Source organism: Streptococcus toyakuensis (assembly GCF_024346585.1).
In the GTDB taxonomy this organism is placed as follows: Bacteria; Bacillota; Bacilli; order Lactobacillales; family Streptococcaceae; genus Streptococcus; species Streptococcus toyakuensis.
In genome coordinates this window covers 1519757-1538977 of sequence record NZ_AP024523.1, presented here as the reverse complement: position 1 = coordinate 1538977, position 19221 = coordinate 1519757, and the positions used below count along the sequence as shown (strand labels likewise).

The following is a 19221-nucleotide window of genomic DNA, read 5'->3' as shown; positions in this document are numbered from 1 at the left end:
AATAGAACGGAAGGAAATCATGCCTACAACTAGGAATAATGATATGATGGTTTATTGCTCATTTTGTGGCAAAAGCCAAGAAGAAGTACAAAAAATAATCGCTGGGAACAACGCCTTTATCTGTAATGAATGTGTGGAGTTGGCTCAGGAAATCATTCGAGAGGAGTTGGCGGAAGAAGTCTTGGCAGACTTGTCTGAAGTTCCAAAACCAATCGAACTCCTCCATATCTTGAACCACTATGTAATCGGTCAAGATCGTGCAAAACGTGCTTTAGCAGTAGCAGTATACAACCACTACAAACGCATCAATTTCCACGATACGCGTGAAGAGTCAGAAGATGTGGATTTGCAGAAGTCAAACATCTTGATGATTGGCCCAACTGGTTCAGGGAAAACTTTCCTTGCTCAGACCTTGGCTAAGAGCTTGAATGTACCTTTTGCGATCGCAGATGCGACAGCTCTTACTGAGGCTGGTTATGTTGGTGAGGACGTGGAAAATATCCTCCTCAAACTCCTGCAGGCTGCTGACTTTAATATTGAACGTGCAGAGCGTGGGATTATCTATGTGGATGAAATTGACAAGATTGCCAAGAAGAGTGAGAATGTATCGATCACACGTGATGTTTCTGGTGAAGGGGTGCAACAAGCCCTCCTCAAGATTATCGAGGGAACCGTTGCTAGCGTGCCGCCTCAAGGTGGACGCAAGCATCCACGACAAGAGATGATTCAAGTGGATACTAAAAATATCGTCTTCATCGTGGGTGGTGCCTTTGATGGCATTGAAGAAATCGTCAAACAACGTCTTGGTGAAAAAGTCATCGGATTTGGTCAAAACAATAAAGCGATTGATGAAAATAGCTCTTACATGCAAGAAATCATCGCAGAAGATATTCAAAAATTTGGTATTATCCCTGAGTTGATTGGACGTTTGCCTGTCTTTGCTGCTCTTGAACAATTGACAGTAGATGATTTGGTGCGTATTTTGAAAGAGCCAAGAAATGCCTTGGTCAAACAATACCAAACCTTGCTGTCTTATGATGATGTTGAGTTGGAATTTGACGACGAAGCTCTTCAAGAGATTGCCAATAAGGCCATCGAACGCAAAACAGGGGCGCGTGGTCTTCGTTCGATTATTGAAGAAACCATGCTAGATGTCATGTTTGAAGTACCGAGTCAGGAAAATGTGAAATTGGTTCGCATCACAAAAGAAGCTGTCGATGGAACGGATAAACCAATCCTAGAAACAGCCTAGAGGTGACTATGGAACTTAATACACACAATGCTGAAATCTTGCTCAGTGCAGCTAATAAATCCCACTATCCGCAGGATGAACTACCAGAGATTGCCCTAGCAGGGCGTTCCAATGTTGGCAAGTCTAGCTTTATCAACACTATGTTGAACCGTAAGAATCTGGCTCGTACGTCAGGGAAACCTGGAAAAACCCAGCTTCTCAACTTCTTTAACATTGATGACAAGATGCGCTTTGTGGATGTGCCTGGTTATGGCTATGCCCGTGTTTCCAAAAAGGAACGTGAAAAGTGGGGGCGCATGATTGAGGAGTACCTAACGACTCGGGAAAATCTCCGTGCTGTGGTCAGTTTGGTGGACCTCCGCCACGACCCGTCAGCAGATGATGTACAGATGTATGAATTTCTCAAATACTATGAGATTCCGGTCATCATCGTTGCGACTAAGGCAGACAAGATTCCTCGTGGTAAGTGGAACAAGCATGAATCAGCAATCAAAAAGAAATTAAACTTTGACCCAAGTGATGACTTCATCCTCTTTTCATCTGTCAGCAAGGCAGGGATGGATGAGGCTTGGGATGCAATTTTAGAAAAATTATGAGGAAAAGAAAATGGCAAAAACAATTCATACAGACAAAGCTCCAAAGGCTATCGGACCATATGTTCAAGGAAAAATCGTTGGCAACCTTTTGTTTGCTAGTGGTCAAGTTCCTCTCTCTCCTGAAACTGGGGAAATCGTTGGAGAGACTATCCAAGAACAGACAGAACAAGTCTTGAAAAACATCGGTGCTATTTTGGCAGAAGCAGGAACTGACTTTGCCTATGTTGTCAAAACTACTTGCTTCTTGAGCGATATGAACGACTTTGTTCCTTTTAACGAGGTTTACCAAACGGCCTTTAAAGAGGAATTTCCAGCTCGTTCAGCTGTGGAGGTAGCTCGTCTTCCTCGTGATGTAAAAGTCGAAATTGAAGTCATCGCAGAGATTGGATAAGCTAGTTGAAGTTTGGTGTTGCCAAGCTTCTTTTGATATAAGGAGAAACAGATGACAAAGAAACAACTTCACTTGGTGATTGTGACAGGGATGAGTGGTGCTGGGAAAACTGTAGCCATTCAGTCCTTCGAGGATTTGGGGTATTTCACCATTGACAATATGCCGCCAGCTCTCTTGCCTAAGTTTTTGCAGTTGGTGGAAACAAAGGAAGACGACCATAAGTTGGCCTTGGTAGTGGATATGCGTAGCCGTTCTTTCTTCTCAGAGATTCAAACTGTTTTGGATGAGTTGGAAAACAAGGAAGAACTGGACTTTAAAATTCTTTTTTTGGATGCAGCTGATAAGGAATTGGTCGCTCGTTACAAGGAAACCAGACGAAGCCACCCTCTAGCTGCAGATGGTCGGATTTTAGATGGTATCAAACTGGAACGTGAGCTCTTGGCGCCTTTGAAAAACATGAGCCAAAATGTGGTGGATACGACTGAACTCACTCCACGTGAGCTACGTAAAACCATTGCAGAGCAGTTTTCAGACCAAGAACAAGCCCAGTCTTTCCGTATCGAAGTCATGTCTTTTGGCTTTAAGTATGGTATCCCGATTGATGCGGACTTGGTATTTGATGTCCGATTCTTGCCAAATCCCTACTACCTACCAGAACTGAGAAACCAAACGGGTGTAGATGAACCAGTGTATCACTATGTCATGAACCATCCAGAGTCCGAAGACTTTTATCAACATTTGTTGGCCTTGATTGAACCGATTTTGCCAAGTTACCAAAAGGAAGGTAAGTCCGTTTTGACCATTGCCATGGGATGTACGGGTGGACAACACCGTAGTGTGGCCTTTGCTAAACGCTTGGCGCAGGACTTATCCAAGAATTGGCCTGTTAATGAAGGGCATCGCGACAAAGACCGGAGAAAGGAAACGGTAAACCGTTCATGAGAAAACCAAAGATAACGGTGATTGGTGGAGGGACTGGGATCCCCGTCATTCTTAAAAGTCTGCGTGAAAAAGATGTGGAAATCGTTGCTATCGTAACGGTGGCGGATGATGGTGGTTCATCAGGTGAACTCCGAAAAAATATGCAGCAGTTGACACCGCCAGGTGATCTTCGCAATGTTCTTGTGGCCATGTCTGATATGCCTAAGTTTTATGAGAAGGTCTTTCAGTACCGTTTTTCTGAAGATGCTGGAGCCTTTGCGGGCCATCCACTGGGTAATCTCATTATCGCTGGCCTGTCAGAAATGCAGGGCTCGACCTATAATGCCATGCAGTTACTGAGCAAATTTTTCCATACAACTGGGAAGATTTATCCTTCCAGTGACCATCCTTTGACCCTGCACGCAGTTTTTCAGGATGGGACAGAGGTAGCTGGAGAGAGCCATATTGCAGACCATCCAGGCATGATTGACCATGTTTATGTGACCAATACCCTCAACGATGATACGCCTCTGGCTAGCCGTCGAGTAGTGCAGACCATTCTTGAAAGTGACATGATTGTCCTCGGACCTGGTTCCCTCTTTACCTCGATTTTGCCAAATATTGTGATTAAGGAAATCGGGCAGGCGCTTTTGGAAACCAAGGCAGAAATCGCCTATGTCTGCAATATCATGACCCAACGTGGAGAGACAGAGTACTTTACAGATAGTGACCATGTGGAGGTCTTGCATGGTCACCTTGGCCGACCTTTTATCGATACTGTCTTGGTGAATATCGAAAAAGTGCCTCAGGAATACATGAATTCCAACCGTTTTGATGAATACTTGGTCCAGGTGGAACACGATTTTGCTGGTCTTTGTAAGCAAGTTCCGCGCGTGATTTCATCTAATTTCCTTCGTCTGGAAAATGGAGGTGCCTTCCACGATGGAGATTTGATTGTGGACGAGTTGATGCGGATTATACAGGTGAGAAAATGAGTTTCACAGTAGCAGTAAAAGAAGAAATCCTGGGTCAGCACCATCTGAGCAGGCATGAATTATCAGCCATTATCAAGATGTCTGGTAGTATCGGTCTCTCGACCTCGGGCCTAACCTTGTCCGTCGTGACAGAAAATGCCAAGCTGGCTAGGCACCTCTATGAGTCCTTTCTCCATTTCTATGAAATCAAATCGGAAATTCGCCACCACCAACGGAGCAATCTTCGCAAGAATCGAGTCTATACCGTTTTTACGGATGAAAAGGTGCAGGACTTGTTGAGTGATTTGCACTTGGCAGACTCCTTCTTTGGCCTGGAAACAGGTATTGATGAGGAGATTTTGTCAGATGAGGAAGCAGGTCGTGCTTATCTTTGTGGCGCTTTCTTGGCAAATGGCAGCATTCGTGACCCTGAATCGGGTAAGTACCAGTTGGAAATCAGTTCTGTTTATCTAGACCATGCGCAAGGGATTGCCTCCCTTCTTCAGCAATTTTTACTGGATGCCAAGGTGCTTGAGCGCAAGAAGGGGGCTGTGACCTACCTCCAGCGAGCCGAAGATATCATGGACTTCTTGATTGTCATTGGTGCTATGCGGGCGCGTGATGATTTTGAGCGAGTTAAGATTTTACGAGAAACCCGTAATGATCTCAATCGGGCAAATAATGCTGAGACAGCTAATATCGCTCGGACAGTTTCTGCCAGCATGAAGACTATCAACAATATCAGCAAAATCAAAGATATCATGGGCTTAGAAAATCTGCCAGTGGATTTGCAGGAGGTAGCGCAGTTGCGGATTCAGCACCCAGACTACTCTATCCAACAGTTGGCAGATAGACTCAGCACCCCTCTGACCAAAAGTGGTGTTAACCACAGACTCAGAAAAATTAACAAGATAGCCGATGAGTTATAAAGATATAAAACACCTCTTTCTTGACAATTAAATAGAGTATGTGAGATAATAAAGGGGAATTGAGAAGTTCTAGCATTTTAGTGCTAACAGAAATCCCCTCGGTACTGCAATACCGAGGGGATTTTTTCTGGGTTAGATAGCACTAACCAGGAAGGTTACTTGTCGAAGTGATCGTCTAACCAACGAGTCACCAGCCATGAGATGATACTCTCGATGACTGCGATAAGTACTATTTTGAGAAGTTCTAGCATCTGTAATACCTCCTTTTCCAAGGCGTATTGTTAGTGCCGTCCCTATTATATCACATGTTTTATCAGTTTGATAGGCATTTTTATTTTTGTTAAAGACGGGGAAAATATGAGCTAACAAGATAGCCGATGAACTATAAAACCACGAATCGCATTTGACTCGTGGTTATTTTTTATAAACTGGTTGAGTGTTTTGGTTGCACTTTTTGCTCAGGGTCGATGTAGTTGATGGCGTTGTTAACAGCGGTTGGTGCTTCTCCGAGGCCTGTCGCAATCAGATCAATTTTTCCGTCATAGTAGCAGCAGTCACCGATAGCATAGATACCTGCCTTGCTAGATTCTTGCTTGCTATTGACGATAATCTTGTGACGGTTGAGGTCCAGACCCCAGTTTTTAAGATTACCAACAGAAGATTTGAAACCATAGTTGACAAAGAGGTGGTCTATGTCAATAGTTTCTGTTTCATCAGATTTAACTTTTGTGATTTCCAATTTGTCAAGCGTTTTTCCATCTCCAAGGAGTTGGCTAGGAACGAATGGTGTCTTGATGGATACAGATGATTCTTGTAAGGCTTGAACACTGTGCTCCAAGGCGCGGAAATTATCTCTGCGGTGAACAAGGGTAGTTGGTGCAATTTTTTCAAAAGCCAAAGCCCAATCCACAGCCGAGTCTCCTCCACCAAGAATCGTCACTTTCTTACCAGCGTATTGCTGGATGTTGGAAACGTGGTAGTGGATATTTTCATAGCCTTCAACGCCTTCTAGTCCTAGAGGACGTGGTTTAAAGGCACCGCCACCCATAGCGATGATAACTGTTTTAGTCAGGTGACTTCCTTTAGAAGTTGTGATGACAAATCCTTCTTCTTGTTTTTCAATCTCAAGAACCGTTTCATTGAGATGAATAGGGGTATCAAATTCATTTAATTGCTCGATTAGACGGTTAGTCAACTCTTCTCCAGTCAGATTTGGGAAACCTGGGACGTCGAGTATTTCCTTTTCAGGATAGAGAATAGCAGGTTGGCCACCTAGTTGGGGAAGGGAGTCGATGATTTGGACCTTGGCTTGGCGTAGGTGGGCATAGAAGGCTGCAAAAAGCCCGACAGGACCACCACCTACAATGGTAATATCATAGAGTTGAGACATGGTTTCTCCTTTGTTTTTTCTAGTCAATTTATTTTATCATATTTTTCCTTAATTTAAAATGAAGTAGGATAGGGAAAAAAATGCCAGAAAAATGGTATAATAGAAAGGAACGTGTTTGGACAGAGAGGAGACAGCAGATGAACTTTCAACAATTATCCAATCTGCAATATTGGACTAGCTTGTTTTCTAGTACTTGGAGTATTGCCATCAATGTGTTTGATATTTTGATTGTGGCCTATATTTTATATCGTTTTACAAAAGCGATAGCTGGCACCAAGATTATGATTTTGGTGCGGGGGGTCGTGATCTTTGTATTAGCCCAGGTTGTGGCTAATATCCTTGGTTTAACAACGATTTCTTGGTTGATTAATCAAATTATCACCTATGGGGTTATTGCTGCGGTTGTTATCTTCTCTCCAGAGATTCGGACTGGTTTGGAACGCTTGGGAAGGGCGACAGATTTCTTTTCTACTGCTCAAATTAGTGCAGAAGAGCAAATGATTCGTGCCTTTGTTAAGTCAGTTGAATATATGAGTCCTCGTAAGATTGGTGCTCTGGTTGCTATTCAACGAGTTCGGACCTTACAAGAATACATTGCGACAGGAATTCCCTTGGATGCCAAAATTTCAGCAGAACTCCTCATCAATATTTTTATTCCCAATACTCCCCTACATGATGGTGCTGTGATTATTAGAGAAAATCGAATCGCAGTGACTTCTGCCTATCTTCCCTTGACAGAAAGTACAGGGATTTCCAAGGAATTTGGTACCAGACACCGGGCGGCTATCGGTTTATCAGAAGTGTCTGATGCCTTGACCTTCATTGTCTCAGAGGAAACAGGTGGCATTTCTATTACCTACAATGGGATTTTCAAGCATGATTTGACGATTGAAGAATTTGAAGCAGAGTTGAGAACAATTCTTTTGCCAGCTGTTGAAGAGAAAGCTAGTTTCAAGGACCGTTTGCTAGGAGGTTGGAAATATGAGAAAAAATAGTCTATATATCATTTCATCTCTCTTTTTTGCTTGTGTCTTATTCATCTATGCAACGTCAACCAACTTTCAAAATAACAATACTGTAAGGCAGGTCAAATCAGAAACTTATACCAATACGGTAACAAATGTTCCTATCGATATTCATTATGATGATGACCAGTATTTCATTAGCGGATTTGCATCAGAGGTTTCCGTGATATTAACCGGAGCCAATCGTGTGACCTTGGCCAGTGAAATGCAGGAAAGCACTCGTAAGTTTAAGGTCACAGCGGATTTGACAGATGCTAGTGTTGGAACGATTGAAGTTCCTTTGACCATTGAAAATCTTCCTAGCGGATTGACCGCTGTGGCTACACCTCAAAAGATCACAGTGAAAGTTGGGAAGAAGGTTAAGCGAGATGGGATGCTTGTTGTGCCACAAGTTGACCAAAGCCAGATTGATCCGAAGCTACAACTTGATAGTGTAACCGTGTCAAATGAACGGGTTTCTGTCACAACTGACCAGGAAACATTAGCTAAAATCGATCGGATTATTGCACTTTTACCAACCAGCGAACGCATTACAGGTAATTACAGTGGTTCGGTACCTTTGCAGGCGATCGATCGCAACGGGGTAGTCTTACCAGTAGTGATCACTCCGTTTGATACAACAATGAAGGTCACTACAAAACCAGTAGCACCAAGTTCAAGCGCATCAAATTCAACTACAAGCAGTTCGTCGGAGACATCTTCGTCAACGAAAGCAACTAGTTCAAAAACGAATTAAAAATAGAAAAAGGATTTTATAAAAATGGGTAAATATTTTGGGACTGATGGAGTCCGTGGGGAAGCTAACGTAGAACTAACACCAGAATTGGCTTTTAAGTTAGGACGTTTTGGAGGCTATGTTCTCAGCCAACATGAAACGGAAGCACAGAAAGTCTTTGTGGGACGTGACACACGTATTTCAGGGGAAATGCTAGAATCTGCCTTGGTGGCAGGTCTTCTTTCAGTTGGTATTCACGTATACAAACTAGGCGTTCTGGCAACACCAGCAGTAGCTTACTTGGTTAAAACTGAAGGTGCAAGTGCCGGTGTCATGATTTCTGCCAGCCACAATCCAGCCCTTGATAATGGAATCAAGTTCTTTGGTGGTGATGGTTTCAAACTGGATGACGAAAAAGAAGCAGAAATTGAAGCCTTGCTAGATGCTGTGGAAGATACTCTTCCTCGTCCAAGTGCAGAAGGTTTGGGAACTTTGGTAGATTATCCAGAAGGCTTGCGTAAGTATGAAGGCTATCTGGTTTCAACAGGAACTCCTCTTGAAGGAATGAAGGTTGCCTTGGATACAGCTAATGGAGCAGCTTCTACAAGTGCCCGTCAAATCTTTGCTGATCTCGGTGCTCAATTGATGGTTATCGGGGAAACTCCAGACGGTCTTAACATCAACCTCAATGTTGGTTCTACACACCCAGAAGCCCTTCAAGAAGTGGTCAAAGAAAGCGGGTCAGCTATCGGTTTGGCCTTTGACGGAGACAGTGACCGTTTGATTGCTGTCGATGAGAATGGCGACATCGTCGATGGTGATAAGATTATGTACATCATCGGGAAATACCTTTCTGAAAAAGGACAATTGGCCCAAAATACAATTGTGACAACTGTTATGTCTAATCTTGGTTTCCACAAGGCCTTGGACCGTGAAGGTATTAACAAGGCAGTCACTGCAGTCGGCGACCGCTACGTTGTTGAAGAAATGAGAAAATCAGGCTACAACCTTGGTGGTGAACAGTCTGGTCACGTCATCTTGATGGATTACAATACAACTGGTGATGGTCAATTATCAGCAGTCCAATTGACGAAAATCATGAAGGAAACTGGTAAGAGCTTGTCAGAGTTGGCCGCAGAAGTAACCATCTATCCACAAAAATTAGTCAATATCCGAGTGGAAAATGCCATGAAGGAAAAGGCTATGGAAGTGCCAGTTATCAAGGCAATTATCGAGAAGATGGAAGCTGAAATGGCAGGGAATGGCCGTATCCTTGTTCGCCCAAGTGGGACAGAACCCCTTTTGCGTGTCATGGCAGAAGCACCTACAACAGAAGAAGTGGACTACTATGTTGATACCATCGCTGATGTAGTTCGAGCTGAAATCGGGATTGACTAAATCCTAGAAAACTAGATGAAAATAAAAAATTATGGTACAATAGCTTATAACATTGTAGCCGAGGGAGAGAGACATGAATCTTAAACGTGAACAAGAATTTGTTAGTCAGTATCATTTTGATGCGCGTAATTTTGAATGGGAAAATGAAAATGGAGCTCCTGAAACCAAGGTAGATGTGAATTTCCAATTACTCCAACATGATCAAGAAAATCAAGTGACTTCTTTAATTGTCATCTTGACCTTTATGATTGTATTTGATAAGTTTGTCATTAGTGGCACTATTTCACAGGTGAACCATATCGATGGCCGTATTGTCAATGAACCAAGTGAATTGAGTCAAGAAGAAGTGGAAACCTTGGCTCGTCCATGTTTGAACATGCTCAATCGTTTGACTTACGAAGTAACTGAAATTGCATTAGACTTACCAGGAATCAATTTGGAGTTCTAATATGAAATTAGCTGTTATCACAGATTCTTCTGCTTATCTCAGTGCAGAGACCTTACAAAGAGAAGATTTGTTTGTCTTGGATATTCCTGTCAATATTGATGGTGAGGAGTATGTTGAAGGTGTCAATCTGACTGCTGAGGAATTTTACCAAAAAATGGCTCAGGCTTCTGAATTGCCTAAGACCAGTCAACCAAGCATTGCCAAGTTAGATGAAATCTTAACTTCGCTCAAAGAACAAGGCTATACCCATGCCTTAGGAATTTTTCTATCTTCTGGAATTTCAGGTTTTTACCAAAATATCCAGTATATGGTCGATGACTATGAGGGCTTAACCATTGCTTTTCCAGACACTTTGATTACAAGTGCTCCGTTGGGCATCATGGTTGAAAGCGTTTTTAACTGGCGAGATCAAGGAGATGATTTTGCCATCATTCAGGATAAGCTAGCCATTCAAATAAGCCGTACGTCAGCTTTCATCATGGTCGATGATTTGGATCATTTGGTAAAAGGGGGACGCCTTTCAAATGGAGCTGCGATTTTGGGCAATCTGCTAAGCATTAAGCCAATCCTCTATTTTAACGACCAAGGTGTGATTGAAGTGTACGAAAAAGTTCGTACGGAAAAGAAAGCAGCCAAGCGTTTAATTGAGATTATCAAGGAAGCCACAGCTTCAGGCAAATACCGTATCATTGTCATTCACGGAAATGCTCCTGAAAAGGCTGAAGAATTGCGTCAGCACTTACTTGAATCTGGAGTGGGTACAGATATTTCACTTGCTACATTTGGTAGTGTCATTGGAACACACCTAGGAGCAGGAAGCATTGCTTTAGGTTATATTCCAGTGATTTAGTTGGCGCTTTTGAGCTAGTTAAGAAATCTTGTATCTTAGAGATTGAACACGGACCACCTGCCTCTTGAAAAAAGATGACTGTTTTTCCTTTCGTGGAAAGTCAGCGCCATTCCCTATTTTTCATGGGCAGCTAAGGTCCTTTGTATCTTGATAATTGAACACGCCTGGAACCCTGTGTGAAAAAGATAGTTCTTCCAAGGAGTATCTACTCCTTGATCAGAACTCCTATTTTCACTTTGTGTTCCTACAGGCTTTGTATCTTAGACAGGAGTAGAGATGAGTATTCGAGTAATTATTGCTGGTTTTAAGGGAAAGATGGGGCAAGCTGCTTGTCAGATGGTCTTGGCTGATCCAGACTTGGACTTAGTGGCAGTTTTAGATCCTTTTGAGCCTGAGTCAGAATGGCAGGGTATTCCTGTTTTCAAGGATAAGACTGATTTAGCAGGCTTTGAAGCGGATGTCTGGGTAGACTTTACTACACCAGCCGTTGCCTATGAAAACACACGCTTTGCTCTTGAAAATGGCTTTGCTCCAGTAGTTGGAACAACTGGTTTCACGAGTGAAGAAATTGCAGAGCTAAAAGAATTTTCTCGTGCTCAAGATTTGGGTGGCCTGATCGCTCCTAACTTTGCCTTGGGTGCTGTTTTACTCATGCAATTTGCAAGGCAGGCTGCTAAATATTTCCCAAATGTGGAGATTATCGAGCTCCATCATGACAAGAAAAAGGATGCTCCGAGTGGAACTGCTATTAAAACAGCTGAGTTAATGGCAGAAGTTCGAGAGTCTATCCAGCAGGGTGCAGCAGATGAGGAAGAATTGATTGCAGGTGCCCGTGGTGCTGACTTTGATGGCATGCGCATCCACTCAGTTCGTTTGCCAGGCTTGGTAGCCCATCAGGAAGTCATTTTTGGCAATCAGGGAGAAGGATTGACCCTCCGTCATGACTCCTATGATCGCAGCTCCTTCATGACAGGGGTGAATTTGGGAATTAAAGAAGTTGTCAAGCGTCATGAGCTTGTCTATGGATTAGAACACTTATTATGAGATTAACGCAAATGCCTTCTGAATTTCAGAAGGCTTTACCAGTATTAGAAAAAATTAAAGAAGCAGGTTTTGAGGCCTATTTTGTTGGAGGTTCTGTTCGAGATGCCCTCCTCAATCGTCCTATCCATGATGTGGATATTGCGACGTCTTCTTATCCAGAAGAAACCAAGCAGATTTTTCCGCGAACAGCCGATATCGGAATCGAGCATGGAACTGTCTTGGTCTTAGATGGGGACGAGGAGTATGAGGTGACTACTTTTCGGACAGAGGATGTCTATGTGGACTATCGCAGACCCAGTGCGGTCTCCTTTGTGCGCTCGCTAGAAGAAGACCTCAAGCGCCGTGATTTCACAGTCAACGCCTTTGCCTTGGACGATACAGGAGAAATCATTGACTTGTTCCATGGTTTAGAAGATTTAGAAAATCAAGTTTTGCGGGCGGTTGGAGTGGCAAGTGAGCGTTTCAACGAAGATGCTTTGCGGATTATGCGTGGCTTCCGTTTTCAGGCCAGTCTTGGCTTTGAGCTTGAGTCAGAAACATTTAAAGCTATGAAGACTTTGACGCCACTTTTGGAGAAAATTTCTGTGGAGCGTACCTTCGTTGAGTTTGATAAACTCTTGCTGGCTCCATTTTGGAGAAGGGGCTTGACTTCCATGATTGAGAGTCAAGCTTATGATTATCTCCCTGATATGGCAGCTAGCCAGGACGAGCTTAACAGACTGTTTGATTTGGAGACTGATTTCACCTTTGAATCTTCAGAGCAAGCCTGGGCTGCTCTACTGTGGGCTTTGGATATTGAAAATGCGCAGCCATTTTTGAAGGCTTGGAAGACCTCACGTCAGTTTGCTAAGCAAGTTCAGGATTTACTGACTATTTTGACCTTGCGTGAAAAGGGAGAATTGAGCAAGCGCGATTGTTACCGCTTTGACTTGGATTTGCTTTTACAGGCTGAAAATCTTCGTCAAGCCCAAGGAAAAGAAGTCAACCCACAAGCAATTACAGAAACTTACCAGAGTTTGACCATTCATGATAAGAAAGAAATTCAGATTAATGGTGGCATTTTGATTAAGGAATATGGCTATCAACCAGGCCCAGACTTGGGAGAGATTTTAACAGAGATTGAATATGCCATTGTCGATGGAGAATTGGAAAATGACCGTCAAGCCATCCATGCTTACTTGAGGGAGAAAAAATGAGTGATTTTATCGTTGAAAAACTAAGTAAATCCGTCGGTGATAAGACCGTTTTTAAGGATATTTCCTTTATCATCCATGACCTAGACAGAATCGGTCTGATTGGTGTCAATGGGACTGGCAAGACCACCCTTTTAGATGTCCTTTCTGGTGTTTCTGGCTTTGATGGGGATGTCAGTCCTTTTTCAGCTAAAAATGATTACCAGATTGGTTACTTGACTCAAGATCCTGATTTTGATGATAGCAAGACGGTCTTGGATACGGTCCTATCCAGCGACCTCAAGGAAATCCAGCTTATTCGTGAGTATGAGTTGATCATGCTCAACTACAGTGAGGATAAGCAGGCTCGTTTGGAACGGGTTATGGCAGAGATGGATTCTCTTCAAGCTTGGGAAATTGAGAGTCAGGTCAAGACCGTTCTCAGCAAGCTGGGTATTCAAGACTTATCTACTCCTGTTGGGGAATTATCAGGTGGCCTAAGAAGACGAGTCCAGTTGGCGCAAGTTTTACTTGGCAATCACGACCTCTTGCTTCTGGATGAGCCGACCAACCATTTGGATATTGCGACTATTGAGTGGCTGACCCTCTTTTTAAAAAATTCTAAGAAGACAGTTCTCTTTATCACTCACGATCGTTATTTCTTAGACGCTTTGTCAACACGGATTTTCGAGTTGGATCGCGCAGGCTTGACAGAGTATCAAGGGAATTATCAGGACTATGTTCGCCTTAAGGCGGAACAGGATGAACGCGATGCGGCTCTTCTCCACAAAAAGGAACAACTCTATAAGCAAGAATTGGCCTGGATGCGTAGACAACCGCAGGCGCGTGCGACCAAGCAACAGGCTCGTATCAATCGTTTCCACGACCTGAAAAAGGAAGTTTCAGGCGGCGTTGCTGAGACAGACTTGACTATGAACTTTGAAACCAGTCGGATTGGGAAGAAAGTCATCGAGTTTCAGGATGTTTCATTTGCCTATGAAAACAAGCCTATTTTGCAAGATTTTAATCTCTTGGTGCAGGCCAAAGACCGTATTGGAATCGTTGGGGACAACGGTGTTGGAAAATCAACCCTGCTTAATCTGATTGCAGGCAGTCTTGAGCCGACAGCAGGACAAGTTGTGATTGGGGAAACTGTTCGCATCGCCTATTTCTCTCAGCAAATTGAGGGTTTGGATGAAAGCAAGCGAGTGATCAATTACTTGCAGGAAGTGGCAGAAGAGGTCAAGACCAGCGGTGGTTCTACAACTTCGATTGCAGAGTTGCTGGAGCAGTTCCTTTTCCCACGTTCGACGCATGGAACCTTGATTGAGAAATTGTCTGGGGGAGAGAAAAAACGCCTTTATCTCCTCAAACTGCTCTTGGAAAAACCAAATGTTCTTCTTTTAGACGAGCCAACCAATGATTTAGATATTGCAACCTTGACAGTTTTGGAGAATTTCTTGCAAGGATTTGCGGGACCTGTTTTGACAGTTAGTCACGACCGTTATTTCTTGGATAAGGTAGCGACCAAGATTCTGGCTTTTGAGGATCGCAAGATTCGTCCTTTCTTTGGTCATTACACCGACTATCTTGATGAAAAAGCCTTTGAAACAGAGATGGCCAATCAAGTGCAAAAGGCCGAAAAGGAGAAAGTGATCAAGGTCCGTGAAGACAAGAAACGCATGACCTACCAAGAAAAGCAGGAGTGGGCAAGCATTGAAGGCGATATTGAAACCTTGGAAAATCGTATCGCTGCTATTGAAGAGGAGATGCAGGCCAACGGCTCTGACTTTGGCAAACTGGCTACTCTCCAAAAAGAACTGGATGAGAAAAACGAAGCACTCCTTGAAAAATACGAACGCTATGAGTATCTAAGTGACTTTGATAGCTAGAAGAATAGAAAAATCCCGTCTCATGACAGGATTTCTCTATTCTTTTTTGGTTTCTTGATGAAAGACATTTTGCCAAGTTTCGTGGCGACGCCAGATACTGGTATGGACGATACCATCTAACTCATAGCAGATGAGTTTTGTTTTCTGACTGATAGAAGTGATTTGGATGTCCTTGATAGCAGAATTCAACTCTTTTTCGGCTTTATAGGTCTCTTTATCCATCTGTTCTCCATCTTGACGAATATAGACAAAATCGTCAGCCAAGAATTCTTCCAGTTGATTTCTCTGATCAATCAATTGTTCGCGCATAAGCAATTTTTTGTAGACATTGTCTAAAATTTCATCCTCAGGGATAGGTGCTGGCTCAATATGAACATCGGTATCAAAGACGCCAAAACGTTCCTCCAGCATAGATTCGACTTGATCCGCAATCTCGTGACTCTCAAAAACAGACAGGTCAGGGTTCATCTCCAGCGTGATATCCAGGTAAATATTGCTACCGTAAGTGCGACCTCTTTGCGACTTGACCTTGCTGATTTTGGGAATTTCCATAATGGCCTTTTGATAGTCCTCAAGCAGACGGTCGTCAAAGCCATCTGAAAGACTAAAGGAAGACTCGATAAAGATATCATAGGCAGTCTTCAAGATAAAGAAAGTGATGATAATGGCAACCAGTTTATCCACAATGGGATAATTGAAACTGCTAGCTAGGATGGCAATAGTAGTACCAAGTGAGGTAACAGCATCAGAAAGATTGTCCTTTGCTGCGGCCTTAAGTGCTTTAGAGTTAGATTTCTTACTGAGGCGAGTATTGTAGAGATAAACTACAAACATAATCGCTGCAGAAATGATTCCTAGGGTTGCACCAAGAGGGTCAATGACCGTTTCTTCATGACTGAGAATTTTTTGAATGGTATCCCGAAGTACATCGAAACCGACATAAAACATGATGATGGAAGTGATTAAGCTAGCCAAATCTTCAATCTTCCAGTGGCCAAAACGGTGGTCACGGTCTGCAGGTTGGCGCGCCATTCGAATCCCAATCAAGAGGGCAACATTTCCGATAATATCTGATACGTTGTTGAAACCATCGGCTACCAAACTGGATGAATGAAGAAGATGACCAGTTGCTAATTTCGCTGCAGACAAGATCAAATAGGTCGAAATGCTGATAATGGCCCCACGCTCAGCTAACTTGAGATTTGAGATAGATTGCTTCATTCAACTTCCTTTCTAGTCACATAGCATTTTACCATTATACTGGTTTTCAAGGGAAAATTCAAATAAGGCAGTTTTTACTCTTTGAAAACTTTTCAAAATTTGGTATAATAGTACTACTCAAGGGAGTAGCTGGCAGAAACCTGTGATAGTGTCGTCATTCCGAATTTTATACTGAAAAGTATGCTTTCCGGCACTATCTTAAACAGCGAGACTTGTTATGATTAACAGGTCTCTTTTTGTTTGTCGTGAAAAGATACGATGGGGAAAAGAGAGTCTGTTTTGCACACAATGTCAAGGAGGAGACACATGTCAAAAGAACAAAAACGCCAAGCGTTTTACACTCAGAGTCCTGAAGAGGTCTTGCAGGCTGTGGATGCGACCGAGCAAGGTTTGTCATCAAGTGAGGCGGAAAAGCGCCTTGCAGAATTTGGCCACAATGAACTCGAAGAAGGCGAGAAACGATCAATCCTGGTCAAATTCATCGAGCAATTTAAGGATTTGATGATTATCATCCTAGTTGCGGCAGCAATCTTGTCAGTCGTGACTTCTGGTGGGGAAGATATCGCAGATGCCATTATCATCTTAGCCGTGGTAATCATCAATGCTGCCTTTGGTGTTTACCAAGAAGGGAAAGCAGAAGAAGCTATCGAAGCCCTCAAATCCATGTCTAGTCCAGCTGCCCGCGTTCTGCGTGATGGGCATATGGCGGAGATTGACTCTAAAGAATTGGTACCTGGAGATATCGTTGCCCTTGAAGCAGGTGATGTAGTACCTGCAGACCTACGTTTGCTTGAAGCCAACTCTCTTAAAATCGAAGAAGCAGCTCTTACAGGTGAGTCTGTGCCAGTCGAAAAAGACTTGACAGTTGAACTTGCTACAGATGCTGGTATCGGTGATCGTGTCAACATGGCCTTCCAAAACTCTAACGTTACTTATGGTCGTGGTCTTGGTGTTGTTGTCAATACTGGTATGTATACTGAAGTTGGTCATATCGCTGGTATGCTTCAAGATGCAGATGAGACAGACACACCACTTAAACAAAACTTGAACAACCTTTCTAAGGTCTTGACCTATGCAATCTTGGTCATTGCCCTTGTTACTTTTGTAGTTGGAGTCTTCATTCAAGGGAAAAATCCACTCGGTGAGTTGATGACCTCTGTTGCCCTTGCTGTTGCAGCCATTCCAGAAGGGCTCCCAGCTATCGTGACCATCGTTCTTGCCCTTGGTACTCAAGTTTTGGCCAAACGAAACTCTATCGTTCGTAAGTTGCCAGCAGTAGAAACACTTGGTTCAACGGAAATCATCGCTTCTGATAAGACTGGTACGTTGACCATGAACAAGATGACCGTTGAAAAAGTCTTCTATGATGCAGTCCTACATGACTCAGCTGATGACATTGAACTGGGTCTTGAAATGCCGCTTCTACGTTCAGTAGTCTTAGCTAACGATACTAAGATTGATGTCGAAGGCAATCTGATTGGTGACCCTACTGAAACAGCCTTCATCCAGTATGCCTTGGACAAGGGCTACGATGTTAAAGGTTTCTTAGAGAAATATCCACGTGTGGCTGAGTTGCCATTTGATTCTGAACGTAAGCTCATGTCAACAGTTCATCCACTTGCAGATGGACGCTTCCTCGTAGCTGTTAAAGGTGCGCCAGACCAACTCTTGAAACGTTGTGTTCTTCGTGATAAGGCTGGGGATATTGCTCCGATTGATGAGAAGGTTACAAATCTCATTCATACAAACAACTCTGAAATGGCTCATCAAGCCTTGCGTGTCCTTGCAGGTGCTTATAAGATTATTGACAGCATTCCAGAAAATCTCACTTCTGAAGAGCTTGAAAATGATTTAATTTTTACTGGTTTGATTGGGATGATTGACCCTGAACGTCCTGAAGCCGCTGAGGCTGTTCGTGTGGCTAAGGAAGCGGGAATCCGTCCAATTATGATTACAGGTGACCACCAAGACACAGCGGAAGCCATTGCCAAACGTTTGGGAATCATTGACGCAAACGATACAGAAGGTCACGTTTTAACTGGTGCTGAACTCAATGAACTGTCAGATGAAGAATTTGAAAAAGTTGTTGGTCAATACTCTGTTTATGCCCGTGTGTCTCCAGAACACAAGGTTCGTATCGTCAAGGCTTGGCAAAAACAAGGTAAAGTCGTTGCCATGACAGGTGACGGTGTCAATGACGCGCCAGCTCTGAAAACAGCCGATATTGGTATCGGTATGGGAATCACTGGTACAGAGGTTTCTAAGGGGGCTTCTGATATGATTCTTGCAGATGATAACTTTGCGACTATCATCGTTGCAGTTGAAGAAGGACGTAAGGTCTTCTCAAACATTCAAAAGACTATTCAGTACCTACTTTCTGCCAATACTGCTGAAGTATTAACTATCTTCCTATCAACCTTGTTTGGTTGGGATGTCTTGCAGCCAGTTCATCTTTTGTGGATCAACTTGGTAACAGATACCTTCCCGGCAATTGCACTAGGTGTTGAGCCAGCTGAGCCTGGTGTCATGAACCATAAACCACGTGGACGCAAGGCAAGCTTCTTCTCAGGTGGTGTTTTCAGTTCTATCATCTATCAAGGTGTACTCCAAGCAGCCCTTGTTATGAGTGTTTATGGCCTTGCCCTTCTTTACCCAGTTCATGTGGGTGACAATCATGCCATTCATGCAGATGCCCTTACTATGGCCTTTGCAACCCTTGGTTTGATTCAGCTCTTCCATGCCTACAATGTCAAGTCTGTTTACCAATCCATCTTGACAGTTGGTCCATTCAAGTCTAAGACATTTAACTGGTCCATCTTGGTATCCTTCATCCTTCTTATGGCAACAATTGTCGTAGAACCGCTTGAAGGAATCTTCCACGTAACCAAACTAGACTTGTCTCAATGGGGAATTGTTATGGCTGGAAGCTTCTCAATGATTATTATTGTCGAAATTGTTAAGTTTATTCAACGCAAACTCGGTTTTGACAAGAATGCGATTTAA

The 19221-nt window shown here is 43.2% G+C and carries 17 protein-coding genes; 15 read left to right on the top strand and 2 right to left on the bottom strand.

The window, feature by feature from the left end:
• The first annotated feature begins 19 nt into the window (after nucleotides 1-19).
• The 6 genes from clpX to whiA are packed head-to-tail and all read left to right on the top strand — an operon-like array spanning nucleotide 20 to nucleotide 5063.
• Nucleotides 20-1252: an ATP-dependent Clp protease ATP-binding subunit ClpX gene (gene clpX, locus STYK_RS07840; protein ID WP_261804835.1), complete on the top strand. Its 1233-nt coding sequence runs from the start codon at nucleotides 20-22 to the stop codon at nucleotides 1250-1252.
• 8 nt (nucleotides 1253-1260) lie between these two features.
• Nucleotides 1261-1848 (top strand): ribosome biogenesis GTP-binding protein YihA/YsxC, encoded by a 588-nt coding sequence (gene yihA / locus STYK_RS07835; RefSeq protein ID WP_000422605.1) that lies wholly within the window; start codon nucleotides 1261-1263, stop codon nucleotides 1846-1848.
• Nucleotides 1849-1858: 10 nt separating this feature from the next.
• A complete protein-coding gene (locus STYK_RS07830) occupies nucleotides 1859-2239 on the top strand; it encodes a RidA family protein (RefSeq protein WP_261804834.1) in 381 nt (126 codons plus the stop codon).
• A gap of 51 nt (nucleotides 2240-2290) precedes the next feature.
• Entirely contained in the window at nucleotides 2291-3181 is an 891-nt protein-coding gene (gene rapZ / locus STYK_RS07825) for an RNase adapter RapZ (protein WP_000163061.1), read from the top strand.
• Nucleotides 3178-4155, top strand: a complete 978-nt coding sequence (locus STYK_RS07820) for a YvcK family protein (RefSeq protein ID WP_261804833.1) — start codon at nucleotides 3178-3180, stop codon at nucleotides 4153-4155. Before rapZ ends, STYK_RS07820 begins: the two co-directional genes overlap by 4 nt.
• Nucleotides 4152-5063: a DNA-binding protein WhiA gene (gene whiA, locus STYK_RS07815; RefSeq protein ID WP_000011282.1), complete on the top strand. Its 912-nt coding sequence runs from the start codon at nucleotides 4152-4154 to the stop codon at nucleotides 5061-5063. Before STYK_RS07820 ends, whiA begins: the two co-directional genes overlap by 4 nt.
• A 421-nt stretch (nucleotides 5064-5484) precedes the next feature.
• On the opposite strand, the gene STYK_RS07810 is transcribed toward whiA, so the two are convergent.
• On the bottom strand, nucleotides 5485-6453 hold the full coding sequence (locus tag STYK_RS07810) for an NAD(P)/FAD-dependent oxidoreductase (protein ID WP_261804832.1): 969 nt from the start codon (nucleotides 6451-6453) through the stop codon (nucleotides 5485-5487).
• Between the two features lie 137 nt (nucleotides 6454-6590).
• Between STYK_RS07810 and cdaA the strand changes: the two genes are divergently transcribed.
• The 8 genes from cdaA to STYK_RS07770 all read left to right on the top strand — a co-directional run bounded on the left by cdaA (nucleotide 6591) and on the right by STYK_RS07770 (nucleotide 14997).
• Nucleotides 6591-7448: a diadenylate cyclase CdaA gene (cdaA, locus tag STYK_RS07805; RefSeq protein WP_261804831.1), complete on the top strand. Its 858-nt coding sequence runs from the start codon at nucleotides 6591-6593 to the stop codon at nucleotides 7446-7448.
• Nucleotides 7435-8214 carry a CdaR family protein gene (locus STYK_RS07800; protein ID WP_261804830.1) on the top strand — a complete coding sequence of 260 codons (780 nt, stop codon included), beginning with the start codon at nucleotides 7435-7437 and terminating at the stop codon, nucleotides 8212-8214. Before cdaA ends, STYK_RS07800 begins: the two co-directional genes overlap by 14 nt.
• Nucleotides 8215-8238: 24 nt before the next feature.
• On the top strand, nucleotides 8239-9591 hold the full coding sequence (gene glmM, locus STYK_RS07795; RefSeq protein WP_261804829.1) for a phosphoglucosamine mutase: 1353 nt from the start codon (nucleotides 8239-8241) through the stop codon (nucleotides 9589-9591).
• Between the two features lie 73 nt (nucleotides 9592-9664).
• On the top strand, nucleotides 9665-10039 hold the full coding sequence (locus STYK_RS07790; protein WP_001050087.1) for a DUF1149 family protein: 375 nt from the start codon (nucleotides 9665-9667) through the stop codon (nucleotides 10037-10039).
• Nucleotide 10040: 1 nt separating this feature from the next.
• The gene (locus STYK_RS07785) at nucleotides 10041-10889 is read left to right on the top strand and encodes a DegV family protein (protein ID WP_261804828.1); all 849 of its coding nucleotides are present in this window, start codon (nucleotides 10041-10043) and stop codon (nucleotides 10887-10889) included.
• A 276-nt stretch (nucleotides 10890-11165) separates the two neighbouring features.
• Complete coding sequence (dapB, locus tag STYK_RS07780; RefSeq protein ID WP_261804827.1) at nucleotides 11166-11933, top strand: 4-hydroxy-tetrahydrodipicolinate reductase; 768 nt, start codon at nucleotides 11166-11168, stop codon at nucleotides 11931-11933.
• Complete coding sequence (locus STYK_RS07775) at nucleotides 11930-13129, top strand: CCA tRNA nucleotidyltransferase (protein ID WP_080713145.1); 1200 nt, start codon at nucleotides 11930-11932, stop codon at nucleotides 13127-13129. The genes dapB and STYK_RS07775 overlap by 4 nt, the downstream gene beginning before the upstream one ends.
• Nucleotides 13126-14997 (top strand): ABC-F family ATP-binding cassette domain-containing protein, encoded by a 1872-nt coding sequence (locus STYK_RS07770; RefSeq protein WP_049551631.1) that lies wholly within the window; start codon nucleotides 13126-13128, stop codon nucleotides 14995-14997. The genes STYK_RS07775 and STYK_RS07770 overlap by 4 nt, the downstream gene beginning before the upstream one ends.
• Before the next feature lie 36 nt (nucleotides 14998-15033).
• On the opposite strand, the gene mntE is transcribed toward STYK_RS07770, so the two are convergent.
• Nucleotides 15034-16218: a CDF family manganese efflux transporter MntE gene (mntE, locus tag STYK_RS07765; RefSeq protein WP_261804826.1), complete on the bottom strand. Its 1185-nt coding sequence runs from the start codon at nucleotides 16216-16218 to the stop codon at nucleotides 15034-15036.
• A gap of 306 nt (nucleotides 16219-16524) precedes the next feature.
• Here mntE and STYK_RS07760 point away from each other — a divergent pair, with 306 nt between their 5' ends.
• On the top strand, nucleotides 16525-19221 hold the full coding sequence (locus STYK_RS07760; RefSeq protein WP_261804825.1) for a cation-translocating P-type ATPase: 2697 nt from the start codon (nucleotides 16525-16527) through the stop codon (nucleotides 19219-19221).

Coding starts and splice junctions, on each gene's coding strand:
- STYK_RS07775 (WP_080713145.1), top strand. CDS start 11,930: ATGAGATTAACGCAAATGCCTTCTGAATTTCAGAAGGCTTTACCAGTA.
- dapB (WP_261804827.1), top strand. CDS start 11,166: ATGAGTATTCGAGTAATTATTGCTGGTTTTAAGGGAAAGATGGGGCAA.
- STYK_RS07820 (WP_261804833.1), top strand. CDS start 3,178: ATGAGAAAACCAAAGATAACGGTGATTGGTGGAGGGACTGGGATCCCC.
- STYK_RS07760 (WP_261804825.1), top strand. CDS start 16,525: ATGTCAAAAGAACAAAAACGCCAAGCGTTTTACACTCAGAGTCCTGAA.
- STYK_RS07785 (WP_261804828.1), top strand. CDS start 10,041: ATGAAATTAGCTGTTATCACAGATTCTTCTGCTTATCTCAGTGCAGAG.
- STYK_RS07770 (WP_049551631.1), top strand. CDS start 13,126: ATGAGTGATTTTATCGTTGAAAAACTAAGTAAATCCGTCGGTGATAAG.
- rapZ (WP_000163061.1), top strand. CDS start 2,291: ATGACAAAGAAACAACTTCACTTGGTGATTGTGACAGGGATGAGTGGT.
- glmM (WP_261804829.1), top strand. CDS start 8,239: ATGGGTAAATATTTTGGGACTGATGGAGTCCGTGGGGAAGCTAACGTA.
- whiA (WP_000011282.1), top strand. CDS start 4,152: ATGAGTTTCACAGTAGCAGTAAAAGAAGAAATCCTGGGTCAGCACCAT.
- STYK_RS07800 (WP_261804830.1), top strand. CDS start 7,435: ATGAGAAAAAATAGTCTATATATCATTTCATCTCTCTTTTTTGCTTGT.
- clpX (WP_261804835.1), top strand. CDS start 20: ATGCCTACAACTAGGAATAATGATATGATGGTTTATTGCTCATTTTGT.
- cdaA (WP_261804831.1), top strand. CDS start 6,591: ATGAACTTTCAACAATTATCCAATCTGCAATATTGGACTAGCTTGTTT.
- mntE (WP_261804826.1), bottom strand. CDS start 16,218: ATGAAGCAATCTATCTCAAATCTCAAGTTAGCTGAGCGTGGGGCCATT.
- STYK_RS07790 (WP_001050087.1), top strand. CDS start 9,665: ATGAATCTTAAACGTGAACAAGAATTTGTTAGTCAGTATCATTTTGAT.
- STYK_RS07830 (WP_261804834.1), top strand. CDS start 1,859: ATGGCAAAAACAATTCATACAGACAAAGCTCCAAAGGCTATCGGACCA.
- yihA (WP_000422605.1), top strand. CDS start 1,261: ATGGAACTTAATACACACAATGCTGAAATCTTGCTCAGTGCAGCTAAT.
- STYK_RS07810 (WP_261804832.1), bottom strand. CDS start 6,453: ATGTCTCAACTCTATGATATTACCATTGTAGGTGGTGGTCCTGTCGGG.